We start from the raw sequence: 11,803 nt of genomic DNA, 5'->3' as shown, positions 1-11,803 counted from the left end.
TCTCCGACGGCAAAACGCTATCGGTGGCCGAGTTGTATGCGGCCTATCCGATCCGCATGTCGGAAGGTGCGGACAGCCTCTCCTTCAGCAACGTGGGCGAGACGCTGTACGCCGGTGGCGGCAACGACTCGATCTCGGCCAATGGCGGTGACGACAAGGTCTATGGGGAAGCCGGCAACGACACGCTCAACGGCGGTGACGGCAATGACCTGCTGGACGGCGGTGAAGGCAACGACTCGCTCGCTGGCGGCAATGGAGACGACATCCTCATTGGTGGTGCTGGCGATGACGTGTTGAACGGTGGCCTTGGAAACGATCTGTACAGATTCGACAGGACTGCAGGTCAAGACCGCATTTCCGAATATGATCCGACAATCGGTAACGTGGATAGACTCGCATTTGGCCCGGAGGTCGCGGCCGATCAACTATGGTTCCGTCGCGTCAGCTCGGACCTGGAAGTCAACGTTATTGGCAGCTCCGACAAAGTGACTATCTCGAACTGGTACTCGGGCTCGGCCTACCACATTGAGCAGTTCAGGACAGCCGATGGGAAGCAACTCCTGGATAGCCAAGTGGAGAATTTGGTAAGTGCCATGGCCGCATTCAGTCCGCCGACATCCGGACAGTCCACGCTCCCGCAGAACTACCGGGACGCATTGGAAGGAGTGATTGCCGCTAACTGGAAGTAGGGTAGCATCAGCCGCCGTACATGTACGGCGGCTGACCGCGAGAACTGATTCAGCGGGCATGCGCGCTCAGCGGAAAAAAGCCCCGCGCAAGAGGAAGGTGTAATCGGCCTCCGTCGCCATCAGGCCCACCAGCACCAGCAGGCAAAGCGGCGGCACCAGGATGGCGCAGATCAGCGCCATCCGCTCCCACGCCATGTGCATGAAGACGCCGACGATCAGTCCGGCCTTCAACACCATGAGCAGCAGGATCAGGAACCAGCGCAGGTAGCCCTCGAACTGGAAGTAATCCACCATGTAGGACAGCGTGGACAGCACGAACAGCAGCACCCAGATCTTCAGGTACAGGCCAATCGGGTGCTGCTGCCCGTGCTGCGATTCGCCGTGCGAGCCGGTGGCCTCGGGCGCATGCGCGGGCGCCGCCGGTGCCAGGCCGGGCACATCGGGAGACGGGGTCGACGATGCCATGGCGTGCCTCACCAGAGATAGAACAGCGCGAAGATAAAGACCCAGACCAGGTCCACGAAGTGCCAGTAGAGCCCGGCGATCTCCACGATCTGGTAGTTGCCCGTGCGATCGTAGCGGCCGCGCAGCACCTTGGTGGCCACGATCAGCAGATAAATCACGCCGCAACTCACGTGCAGCCCGTGGAAGCCGGTAATCATGAAAAACGCGGAGCCGAACTGCGGCGCGCCCATCGGGTTGCCCCAGGGACGCACGCCCTCGGTCAAGATCAGCTTGCTCCACTCGAAAGCTTGCATGCTGACGAAGCACACGCCGAACAACGCCGTGGCAAACATCAGGCTGGCGCACTTCACGCGGTCGCGCCGGTAGGCGAAGTTCACGGCCATCGCCATTGTGCCGCTGCTGCTGATCAGTACGAAGGTCATGATGGCGATCAGCAGCAAGGGCACCTCGGCGCCGCCGACCTTCAGCCCGAACACGATGCTTGGATTCGGCCAGGTATCGGTGCTGGCGATCCGCACCGTCATGTAGCCGGTCAGGAAGCAACTGAAGATAAAGGTGTCGGACACCAGGAAGATCCACATCATCGCCTTGCCCCACGACACCTTGAAGGCTTGCTGGTCGGACGACCAGTCGGCCACCAGCCCGCGCAGGCCGGCCACCAGGGGCGCCGGCGCGGGCGCGTCGGGCAACGCGGCGCTGCCGGCCTCGGCCGGTGTCGATGGAGTGGGTTGCGAAGACATTGGCGCGTCTCCTTCGATGATCGGCGCGGCCGCCTAGCCGCGCCCGCAGATAAAGCGAACCAGTTCGGGCGTGAGCCAGTTCAGCGCGGCCAGCAGCACCAGCCACACGCCGAGCAGGAAATGCCAGTAGCGCGCGCACAGCACGGTGCGCAGCGTGGCCCGCGCACTGCCCCGCGCGGCATGCATGGCAACCGCCCAGCCAGCCAGGCCGCCCAGCACGTGCAGGCCGTGCATCGCGGTGAGCAGGTAGAAGAAGCTGCCGGCCGGATTGTTGGCCGGTACCACGTGGATGGCGAGCAGGGCCTGCCAGGCCCATAACTGCGAGGCGACAAACGCCGCCGCTGCCAGTCCGCCAAGGCGCAGCGCGCCGCGCGCCTGCGTGGGGCGCGCCGTGCGCGCCGCCCGCGCCGCCACCGACATCGCCGCGCTGCCCACGGCCAGCAAGCAAGTGGACATCCAGACCTGCCACGGCAAGGAGACAGGATGCCAGTCCGGCGAGTCCATGCGCATGGCATACGCGGCGATGAACAGCGCGAACAGCGAAGACACCACACCCATGAACACCCACAAGCCGATGCTGGCCGGCGCGCGGCGGGCACGCTGCCTGCCCACGTCGCCGGGGCCGGGGCCGGGGCGCCGCTCGCCTTCGTCACCGGCGCGATAGACCAGGTTCGGGGTCATGCCACGGCTCCACGGCTGGCATGCGGCTCGGGCTCAGCACCGCCGGCATCGGGCGGCGCATTCTGCGCGATGAAATCCTCGCTCGCGCCCGGCACGCTATAGGCGTAGGCCCAGCGATGCACCACCGGCTGCTCCGGGCCCCAGTTGCCGTGCACCGGCGGCGTCTGCGGGGTCTGCCATTCCAGCGAAGCCGCCCGCCATGGATTGGAACCCGCCAGCCGGCCGTGCCTGAGGCTCCAGGCCAGGTTGAAGATGAACAGCAGCTGCGCCGCCGCCACGATAAACGCTGCCACGGAGATATAGGCATTCATGGTGTGCGCCGATTCAGGAATGAAGGCGTAGTTGTCGTAAGCGTAGTAGCGCCGCGGCATGCCAAGGATGCCCAGGTAGTGCATGGGGAAGAAGATCGCATAGGTGCCGACGAAGGTCACCCAGAAATGGATATGCCCCAGCTTGTCGTTGAGCATGCGGCCGGTGACCTTGGGATACCAGTGATAGATCCCGCCGAATACCACCAGGATCGGCGACACGCCCATCACCATATGGAAGTGCGCCACCACGAAGTACGTATTGGACAACGGGATGTCCACGCTGACATTGCCCAGGAACAGCCCGGTCAGCCCGCCGATCACGAAGGTGCTGACAAAGGCGATGGCGAACAGCATCGGCACCGAGAAATGGATGTCGCCCCGCCACAGCGTGATGACCCAGTTATAGACCTTGATGGCGGTGGGAATCGCGATGATCAGCGTCGTGGTGGCGAAGAAGAAGCCGAAGTACGGGTTCATCCCGCTCACGAACATATGGTGCGCCCAGACCACCACCGACAATACGCCGATGGCCAGGATGGCCCACACCATGGTGCGGTAGCCGAAGATGCTCTTGCGCGAATGCACGCTGATCAGGTCCGAGACGATGCCGAACGCGGGGAGCGCCACGATATACACCTCCGGATGGCCGAAGAACCAGAACAGGTGCTGGAACAGCAGCGGGCTGCCGCCCTTGTAGTTGAGCTGCTGGCCCAGCGACACAATCGCCGGCATGAAGAAGCTCGTGCCCAGCGTGCGGTCCAGCAGCATCATCACGCCCGACACGAACAGCGCCGGGAAAGCCAGCAGCGCCAGGATGGTGGCCATGAAAATGCCCCACACGGCCAGCGGCATGCGCATCAGCGTCATGCCCTCGGTGCGCGCCTGCAGCACCGTGGTGACATAGTTGAGGCCGCCCATGGTGGCCGCCACGATAAAGATCAGCAGCGACACCAGCATCAGGATGATGCCCCACTCGTAGCCGGGCGTGCCCGGCAGGATGGCCTGCGGCGGATACAGCGTCCAGCCGGCACCGGTGGGCCCGCCCGGCACGAAGAAGCTCGACAGCAGCACCAGTACCGAGAGGAAGTAAACCCAGAAGCTCAACATGTTGAGGTAAGGGAACACCATGTCGCGCGCGCCCACCATCAACGGAATCAGGAAGTTGCCAAAGCCGCCGAGAAAAAGCGCCGTAAGCAGGTAGATCACCATGATCATGCCGTGCATGGTGACGAACTGGTAGTAGCGGTTGGCGTTGATAAAGGCGAAATGCCCGGGGAAACCCAGTTGCAGGCGCATCAGGTTGGACAGCACCACGCCAATCAGCCCCACGAAGATGGCGACCAGCGTGTACTGCACCGCAATCACCTTGTGGTCCTGGCTCCAGATATAGCGGGTGAAGAAGCTGGTCGGGCCATGATGGGCGGCGTCGTCCGCGTATGCCATTGCACTCCCTCCTGTAGCCTATCTGGCGGCTGCGCCGGATGCGGCGCCCGCCTGCGTTGCCGTGGTGCCGCCCGCGCCGTTGGCACGGATGTAGGCGATCAGCGCGCTGACTTCCTCTTCGCTCAAGGGGATCTTCGGCATGAGCGGGCCGAAACCCTTGACCAGGCGCGCCTGCGGATCAGTGATCTCGGTCTTCAGGTAGGCATCGTCGACCTTTGCGCTGCTGCCGTCGGCGAACGTACCGGTACTGCCATACAGGCCCTTCCAGCTCGGTCCCACGCCAACGGTGCCATCGATGCTGTGGCAACCCACGCAACCCTTGCCTTGCGCCAGCGCGCGTCCCTGTTCCACGAGCGTATCGGCGCCGGCGGGCGCGCCGGCCCCGGCGGCCGCAGCCGGCGGCGCGGGCGGCTTCATCATGGTCAGCGCAAACGTAGGTTGCCGGCGCAGCCACGCGTCGAACGCAGCCTGATCCTCCACCACCACCTTGCCGCGCATGTTGTAGTGGCCGACCCCGCACAACTGCGCGCACAGGATCTCGTAGGTACCGGCCTTGGTCGGCGTGAACCAGAACGACGTCACCATGCCGGGCACCATGTTCATGCGCGCACGAAACGGCGGCACGTAGAAATCGTGCAGCACATCCTTGGAGCGCAGCAGCACCTTGACCGGATGATTCAGCGGCAGGTGCACTTCATTGCCGGCGACGATGATGTCGTCCTGCCCGCGCGGGTCGTCCGGGTTCACGCCGAGCGGGTTGGCCGCCGAGACGAAGCGCGCGTCCGAGGTGCCAAGCTGGCCGCCCTGGCCGGGAAAGCGGAAGCCCCACTGCCACTGCTGGCCGACCACCTCCAGCACCATCGCATCATCGGGTGGCCGCACGTATTCGGCATAGACGAACAGCCCCGGAGCGAGCAACGCGATCACGCCCAATGTGGTGCCGGCGATCAGCCAGAGCTCAAGCTTGCTGTTCTCCGGTTGATAGTGTGCGCGCGCGCCGTCGCGATGACGATAGCGCCAGACGATATAGGCAATAAAAAAGTTGATGACGATGAAGAAGATGCCGGTGATGACCAGGGTGATGGTCAGCGTGTCGTCCATCTGCCTCCAGTTGGAGGCAAGCGGCGTCGCCCACCACGGGCTCACGAAATGGAAGAGCACCGAAGCAACGACGATGATCACTAGTGCAATGGCTATCGCCATACCGACCCTCCCCTCTTGCGCACGGCAGGCCGCGAACTACGCGCAAGGCTGAGATAAGACTAGTGCATGTGGTCCGCCTCGTGCAAGGCGGCGTTGAGAGCGCTTTGGGTGCGATGCCACAGAAGGCAGGTGGTGTCCGCGAAGTCACCGGCAATTAAAAAGCGGCGGGGAAAGCCGAAGCTTTCGTCCGCCGCTGCCGGCCAGCGCGGCCAGTGTAGTGGCAAGGCGCGGGTCCAAACCGAATGCCCGCAATGCTATCGCCTCATTGATGCACTGCGGTGCGTCCTGGCTGGCGAGTCAGTGCTCAGTGCGATACATCCTTGCTTTCGAGCTTCCAGTAGGCAATGGCTGCGGTCATGCCGAAGATCATATGGCCAACCAGCGTATGCCAGCCGCGCGCATCGGCGAACCAGGTGTAGAAGCGCGTCATGCCGTAGAAGTTGAGCAGGTAGACCGCCAGGCCGAACACCGCGCCAGTCAGCAGCACCATGCCCGTACTCGAATCCAGGTGGAACGGCGCGATGATGGCCCCCAGGATCATCCCCAGCACCGCGCCGAGCACGAAATGGATTGCCAGCGCCGCGGCCACGGTACCCACGCTGAACAGCGACGTCTGCAACACGCCTTGCCCCATCAGGATTGCCGCGATCATCCGCGTCGTGCCCCAGGGATTGATGCCCGCCACCATCGTCGACCAGAACAACTCGATCACCATCAACAGCGCCCCGGCCGCCAGGCCCGACACCGCTGCCGCGGTCCAGTCTGGTGTGCGGCGCACATAGTGGTGCGATTGCATGTGAAGTTCCATAGCCACCTCCGGATATGCTGTTTCGCTGCGATTCCCGCTGCGACGTGCTCGTTACGCGCTGTGACCTGATAGTGATCGGGCCCGCGTATCTGCACAGCATAGGACACGCCGGCCTGATCGTTTGACCGCACATGCACAAAAAAGTGCATGGGGTGGGCCTGGCGCAACGCTGAGGCCGTGCCGAATCAACTGGCTGTGGCCGAGTCGGTACTTGGAAGGGAAACCCGTCGCAAAGTCAAAAGCCGTCGAGCCAATCAAGAAACTACGCAAGCGCAAGTGCCGCGCAAAGCCCACCCTGAAAAGTGCATTAGGGGACAACCCCGATGTCATCGACCTTGGCCTACCTGAGACACTTTCTATACTGGGAGTACAAGGAAAGAGACAGGAGCCAGCCATGTTGCACCTTAGCTCGCATGATCTTGTTTTTCTGATTCCGATGGCGCTGGTCGGCATGATTGCCTTCGGCGGGATTCCCTTCACAGCCCGAGCGCTGCGCATCAGTTGCCGCGCCGCGGGTGCAATATTCGGAGCCCTGCTGGCGGTGGCCCTGCTGGAAGCGTTGCCTCTGCTCATCTGAACTGAACTGAACGCTTCGAGCGTTCCCGGCTTGCTTGAGAAAGGCGCCGCTATGACACTGGGTCTGCTGGCCGCCCTGATGGCGGCATTCCTGCTGGTCACCGTGGTGACCGCGATCTGGCGTTGTAGCCACCCCTACCGCATGCGCTATCGTCGCTGCGCGGAGCGTAAAAGGCGTGCCGGGATCTGCCGGCAGATGCAGCGCCACTAGCCACCACCAGAGCTTGCCCGCCGGCACTCGCATGCGGGCCTGGGCGGCCAGTCCGGGCCGTTGGCGCGCTTGCGCTCAGATTTCAATCATCGCGAACTCGCCCTTGCCGACATCACATTCCGGGCAACGCCAATCGTCCGGAATATCCTCCCAGCGGGTGCCGGGCGCGATGCCGTCATCCGGCCAGCCCTGTTCTTCGTCGTAGACCCATCCGCAAATCACGCAAACCCAAGTCTTGTAGGCAATGGCTTCCTGCTGCAAAACGTACTCCTGTATCGATTCCGGGCGAAATCATACAGCCTTTTGACTGGCGCACTGCCAGCGCATCGATTATTGGCAGAATGCGGATCACTTGATGTAGACGGAGAACGGCCGCACATTTGCTGCCAGTTTTGCGACTGACGGAAATAGAGCCCCGACCAGGGCGGCAATGCGCCCTTTTTGCACAGGCCAGGTTGCCCGGGAAGGCTTACTGCCTGACGGCGAAATCCACCCGGTTAGGCGTGCCCTTGTCCTTGATGCCTTCGGCATTGAGCTTCGGCGCGGTCAGGAACAAACGGTTCTCCGGCACCTTGGCGTCGCGCTCCAGCGCCTGTTTCACTGCCAGGGCCCGCTGATCGGCGAGTTGCTTGAGTTCCACATCGGTCACCGGCGCGTTCTCCAGCAGCAGCGTCTCCATCTCCGCGGTTGGCAGCGATTTTGCCAGGCCAATCACGTTGCGCGGCTTCTTGAAGGAAGCGCGCTTGTAGACCGCTTCGAGATACTTCGGATACTCCTGCGGCGACACCGTCACCTTGGCGCCCTGCGTGCCCGCTCCTTCTCCTTCCTCGGCCACGGCGCCCTCGCGCGCGCTGGCGCGCAGTTCACGCGCCTTTTGCTCCTGCACGCGCGCGTCCAGCCAGGCACGCCTGGCACCGGCCATATCGGTGGCCGGGTCGATGCGCCCGCTGATCTCCAGGTGCAGCGCCGGTCGGTCGGCCAGGGCCTTGCCGAGGGTGTCGACCTTCTGCTTGGCCGCCTGCGTGAGCGTGGACGTACCGGGCGGGAACTCCACATAGCCCAGTTCTTCGCCACCGCCGAAGGCCGAGGCAATCAGCGAGAACGGCGAGGTAATCGCCTTGGCCAGCAAATTGACGATCACCCGCGTGATCACGCCACCGATGCTGAACTGGGGATCGGACAGCGAGCCCGACACCGGCAGGTTGATGTCGATCACGCCATTGCGATCCTTCAGCAGCGAGACCGCCAGCAACACCGGCAGCTTGGTCGCGCTCGGGCTGTCGACCTTGTCGCCGAAGGTCAGCTGGTCGAGGTAGAGGTGGTTACGCGCATCCAGCTTGCCGTTCTCGATCTTGTATGTCACATCGACCGTCAGCTTGCCCTTGGTGATCGGATACCCGGCATATTTGGCCGCATAGGGGGTCAGCCGGGTCAGTTCCACCCCGGCGGCCTTGGCGGCGATATCGAGATAGAGCTGGTCCGCCAGCGGGTTGAGCTTGCCGTCGATATTGACCGGCGCATCGTCATCGAGGCGGCCTGCCAGCGTGAGATCGGCCGGGGCAGGCTCCGTCGACGAAATCCTGGAGAGCGAGCCCTTCATATCGGTCAGGTTGGCGGAGTAGTTCGGCTTGACGAAGAAATCCGAGAAATTGATGTTGCCTTTCTCGACCGTCACGCCGCCAACGCGGATCTGCGGTTTCGCCCCGGCGGAGGCCGCCGGCGCAGGTGCCGGCGCGCTGGCTGCCGGCGCGGAGGCTGCCGGCGCGGAGGCCGGATTGGCCTGCGTGAGGCTGGTGCTGGGGGCGGCTTCGCCCTTGGCGGCCCCGCCGGCCATCACGTCCTGCAGGTTCAGCCGGCCATTGGCGTTAAGGATCACCCGCGCGTAGAAATCCGACAGCGCCACGCCGCCCACGCCGATCTTCATCGGCCCCTTGGCCTCGTCCATGGCGAAATCGATGCCGTTCACGGCCAGCGATCGCCAACGGAGAAAGTCATCGCCGGTCACCCGGTCCACGCTGCGCACATTGCCGAACTGCGCGTTGCCGGCAAAGCGCGCGGCAATCGGTTTGCCGGCGGGCGCCGCCACGCCCAGGCGGCCCTTCACGGTGGCGGTGCCGCCACGCAGCGCGGCATTGAAGCGGTCGGCGAGATAAGGCTGTAGCGGCGCGAGGTCAAGTTCGCGCAGGTCCAACTGCAGTTGCATCGCCGGGGCGCTGGGCAGCACGGTGCCGTCGAACGCAAGCGCGCCGCGCCGGCCGGACTCGGCCTTGAGCCTGATCGGGATGGCCTCGGCCGCCATGGGCCAGCTCAACGCACCGGTGCCGAGGCTGACGTTGCGGAATTGGTGGACCACGGGCCGGTCGCGGTTCGCGGCCGCGGGTTCGTAATCGGTCACGCGCACACTGCCGCCGTCGAGCGAGAACTTGCCGAGTTGCACCATCCAGTGCGCCGGTTTGCCGGCGCCTGCGCTTTCCGGGCGGGCGGCGTTGGCCTGACCGCCAGCCGCGCGCTGGCCCGCCTTCTTTACCTGCTCGGATTGCACCGCCCACAGGCGCGAGCTTTCGAGAAACTCGCCGCTACGGTCGCGCGTGAGCGCGACCTGTGGCTTGGCCACCACCAACTGCCCTGCCTGGAACGAATGCGCGCCAAGATCGAAGGCGATGTCTTCCAACGCCACCCGCTCGGCGCGCATCAGCGGCAGGTTCGCGCTTTCGCTGTCGTCGCGGCTGTCGTCGCGGCTGCGCGCCCGGCGCGCGGCGCGCCGGCGGGCGCTGTCGTCGCGGTCGGCTGCGCTGGCAGCGTCGCCCTTGGCGGCTGCAGCGCCGGGCGCCGTTGCCGCCTGCGGCACCGTCACCGGCTCCCGGTTAGTCAGAAAGAGCGGCGCCAGTTCGACGCGGGACTTCTCCAGCGAAAAGGCAAAGGCTGGCCCCCCCCACGCCATCCTGTAGTGCAGATCGGCATTGATCGCGGTATCGCCGAGCTGGGTGCGCAGCGCCACCGGCCACCATGCGGCAAACCCCTGAGGCTTCAGGCCATGGGCTTGCAGCGTGCCGTCCATGGTGCCGCCGCGCAGCGAGATCTCGCCTTCATGGCTGAGCGTCTGCCCTTCGGCCACCGTCAGCCTGGCCTGGACCTTGGCGGGCTTGTCGCTGTCGCCGGAGAGACCCGCGACTTCGGCGTCAACGGGCCCGAGCGCCAGCGTACCTGGGCCGGACGGGGCCGACTCGTCGCGCAGGCCCAGGCTGGCTTGCTTGACGGTAATCTGATCGACCGCATAGCGCCAGGGCTTCTGCGGCACCGGCGCAACCCCTGCTGCGGCAGGCGCCTGCGCACTGGCGGTTTTTTCCACCCTGGCGGCTTCCGGCAGGAATGCCTCGGCGAGGTCAAGCGAGCCGTCGGCGCGGCGCACTGCCTGCACCCCCAGGCCGTCCACGGCGAGGCTGCGCAGATGAATCATGCGGCCCAGCGGTTCGAGGCGGGCAATGTCCACCGCCACCCGCCCGGCTTTCAGCAGCGGCGCGCCGTCGTGCTTGCGGATATCGGCGTCGCGCAGCGCCGCCGTGCCCGACAGGAAGACATCCTGTTTGTCCTTTTCCTTGATAAAGCCCAGCGTGAGCCGGGTATCGAGCAGCCCGCCCTTGATATCGGCGTCCTTGAGCTTCGGCGCGAACGGCATATAGCGCGCCAGCTCCAGGCCGTTCAGGTTCAGGTTGAGGTGCGTCTCGCGCGAGGCGGCGAACGGCAGCATGGTGCCGTCGAGCGCCAGGGCGGAGCCGTTGATGCTGGCGCTCAGCGTGGGCCGGGTCACGATCTCCACGTCGTGCGGCAGGTTGGACAGGAAAGGCAGCGTGATGGTCAGGTTGTCCACGCGCTGCATCTGCTTGAGCTGCTTGTCGTCGAACACGATGCTGCCGCCGGTCAGCGCGATATTGTTGACCGAGAAGCGCGCCGGTTCCGATTTTTGCGGGGCGGGCCTGGCCGCGAAGCGCTCCTGGATATCGGCGTAGTTCATGCGGCCGTTGGCGTCGCGCGCCAGGCGCAGCGCGGGGCGGTCGATATGCACGGCATCCACCACCGGCGCCATGTGCCACAGGGAGGCGATGGCGCCGTCGATCTCGGCCTCGCCCACACTCAGCATGGGCGTGGTGCCGTCGGGCTCATAGATCTTGATATCGGAGACGGTGACCGCCAGCGAGAAAGGGCGCACCTGGGCGCCCCCAAAAGTGACCTTGCGTCCCAGCGCCTCGCTGGCCTGCCTGGCCACGAAGGACTTGATCAGCGGGGGTCCGCCAAAATATCCGGCCAGGCCGAACACCGCCAGCGCGGCCACGATGCCGCCTGCCACGCGCAGGCCGGCCCTGCGGCGCGGTGTGGCGGTTGCCGCCTGCATGGAGAACTTGATTGCCATGTGATCCCAGAAGATTCAACCCCAATACCCGTGTCTGCTTTGCCTATCCGCCGGAAACGCGCGTGCGCGTGGCATTTCACGCTGCATTCCCGCCGAATCGCCCACTTTGTGGCCCGGATCGCACTTTTACACACATTATGGCAACGCTTGAGGGCAAAGCAAAGGCATAAGAACGAAATCAAAAGTGAATTCAGAGCGATCCGAAAATGAATGGAAGTCGGATGGCAACTCTGATGCCCATGACGGCTTCGCCGCCAATCTGGTATCT

Annotated in this window: 11 protein-coding genes; 3 read left to right on the top strand and 8 right to left on the bottom strand. The window is 64.5% G+C overall.

Features of this window, described 5'->3' with window-relative positions; translation table 11 throughout:
- Positions 1-689, top strand: a 689-nt coding sequence (locus AC1DQ3_RS29650; protein WP_477123696.1) for a calcium-binding protein, incomplete at its 5' end; no start/stop codon positions are given.
- 66 nt (positions 690-755) lie between these two features.
- Here the strand turns inward: AC1DQ3_RS29650 and AC1DQ3_RS29645 are convergent.
- The 6 genes from AC1DQ3_RS29645 to AC1DQ3_RS29620 all read right to left on the bottom strand — a co-directional run bounded on the left by AC1DQ3_RS29645 (position 756) and on the right by AC1DQ3_RS29620 (position 6,340).
- Complete coding sequence (locus AC1DQ3_RS29645; protein WP_477123695.1) at positions 756-1,154, bottom strand: cytochrome C oxidase subunit IV family protein; 399 nt, start codon at positions 1,152-1,154, stop codon at positions 756-758.
- Positions 1,155-1,162: 8 nt separating this feature from the next.
- Positions 1,163-1,894 carry a heme-copper oxidase subunit III family protein gene (locus AC1DQ3_RS29640; protein WP_477123694.1) on the bottom strand — a complete coding sequence of 244 codons (732 nt, stop codon included), beginning with the start codon at positions 1,892-1,894 and terminating at the stop codon, positions 1,163-1,165.
- Between the two features lie 33 nt (positions 1,895-1,927).
- Positions 1,928-2,575 (bottom strand): cytochrome c oxidase subunit 3 family protein, encoded by a 648-nt coding sequence (locus AC1DQ3_RS29635; protein WP_477123693.1) that lies wholly within the window; start codon positions 2,573-2,575, stop codon positions 1,928-1,930.
- Complete coding sequence (gene ctaD, locus AC1DQ3_RS29630; RefSeq protein WP_477123692.1) at positions 2,572-4,329, bottom strand: cytochrome c oxidase subunit I; 1,758 nt, start codon at positions 4,327-4,329, stop codon at positions 2,572-2,574. Before ctaD ends, AC1DQ3_RS29635 begins: the two co-directional genes overlap by 4 nt.
- 18 nt (positions 4,330-4,347) lie before the next feature.
- The gene (locus tag AC1DQ3_RS29625) at positions 4,348-5,532 is read right to left on the bottom strand and encodes a cytochrome c oxidase subunit II (protein WP_477123691.1); all 1,185 of its coding nucleotides are present in this window, start codon (positions 5,530-5,532) and stop codon (positions 4,348-4,350) included.
- 304 nt (positions 5,533-5,836) lie between these two features.
- On the bottom strand, positions 5,837-6,340 hold the full coding sequence (locus tag AC1DQ3_RS29620; RefSeq protein ID WP_477123690.1) for a hypothetical protein: 504 nt from the start codon (positions 6,338-6,340) through the stop codon (positions 5,837-5,839).
- Positions 6,341-6,734: 394 nt separating this feature from the next.
- Between AC1DQ3_RS29620 and AC1DQ3_RS29615 the strand changes: the two genes are divergently transcribed.
- Together AC1DQ3_RS29615 and AC1DQ3_RS29610 are read left to right on the top strand one after the other, a co-directional pair.
- Positions 6,735-6,917 carry a hypothetical protein gene (locus tag AC1DQ3_RS29615; protein ID WP_035871072.1) on the top strand — a complete coding sequence of 61 codons (183 nt, stop codon included), beginning with the start codon at positions 6,735-6,737 and terminating at the stop codon, positions 6,915-6,917.
- Positions 6,918-6,968: 51 nt separating this feature from the next.
- Positions 6,969-7,127, top strand: coding sequence for a hypothetical protein (locus tag AC1DQ3_RS29610; protein ID WP_477123689.1), 159 nt, complete (start codon positions 6,969-6,971; stop codon positions 7,125-7,127).
- 75 nt (positions 7,128-7,202) lie between these two features.
- Here the strand turns inward: AC1DQ3_RS29610 and AC1DQ3_RS29605 are convergent, their stop codons facing one another.
- Both AC1DQ3_RS29605 and AC1DQ3_RS29600 read right to left on the bottom strand, forming a co-directional pair.
- Complete coding sequence (locus AC1DQ3_RS29605) at positions 7,203-7,388, bottom strand: rubredoxin (protein ID WP_477123688.1); 186 nt, start codon at positions 7,386-7,388, stop codon at positions 7,203-7,205.
- A gap of 208 nt (positions 7,389-7,596) precedes the next feature.
- Complete coding sequence (locus AC1DQ3_RS29600) at positions 7,597-11,535, bottom strand: DUF748 domain-containing protein (protein WP_477123687.1); 3,939 nt, start codon at positions 11,533-11,535, stop codon at positions 7,597-7,599.
- Positions 11,536-11,803: the final 268 nt, after the last annotated feature.

Source organism: Cupriavidus sp. 01T418 (assembly GCF_056398885.1).
The sequence above is the reverse complement of the archived record's forward strand: the minus strand, read 5'-3'. Positions and strand labels throughout refer to the sequence as shown.

What these genes read in the sequence shown, in the direction of transcription:
- ctaD (WP_477123692.1), bottom strand. Translation starts at nt 4,329, where the DNA reads ATGGCATACGCGGACGACGCCGCCCATCATGGCCCGACCAGCTTCTTC.
- AC1DQ3_RS29610 (WP_477123689.1), top strand. Translation starts at nt 6,969, where the DNA reads ATGACACTGGGTCTGCTGGCCGCCCTGATGGCGGCATTCCTGCTGGTC.
- AC1DQ3_RS29600 (WP_477123687.1), bottom strand. Translation starts at nt 11,535, where the DNA reads ATGGCAATCAAGTTCTCCATGCAGGCGGCAACCGCCACACCGCGCCGC.
- AC1DQ3_RS29640 (WP_477123694.1), bottom strand. Translation starts at nt 1,894, where the DNA reads ATGTCTTCGCAACCCACTCCATCGACACCGGCCGAGGCCGGCAGCGCC.
- AC1DQ3_RS29615 (WP_035871072.1), top strand. Translation starts at nt 6,735, where the DNA reads ATGTTGCACCTTAGCTCGCATGATCTTGTTTTTCTGATTCCGATGGCG.
- AC1DQ3_RS29645 (WP_477123695.1), bottom strand. Translation starts at nt 1,154, where the DNA reads ATGGCATCGTCGACCCCGTCTCCCGATGTGCCCGGCCTGGCACCGGCG.
- AC1DQ3_RS29635 (WP_477123693.1), bottom strand. Translation starts at nt 2,575, where the DNA reads ATGACCCCGAACCTGGTCTATCGCGCCGGTGACGAAGGCGAGCGGCGC.
- AC1DQ3_RS29625 (WP_477123691.1), bottom strand. Translation starts at nt 5,532, where the DNA reads ATGGCGATAGCCATTGCACTAGTGATCATCGTCGTTGCTTCGGTGCTC.
- AC1DQ3_RS29620 (WP_477123690.1), bottom strand. Translation starts at nt 6,340, where the DNA reads ATGGAACTTCACATGCAATCGCACCACTATGTGCGCCGCACACCAGAC.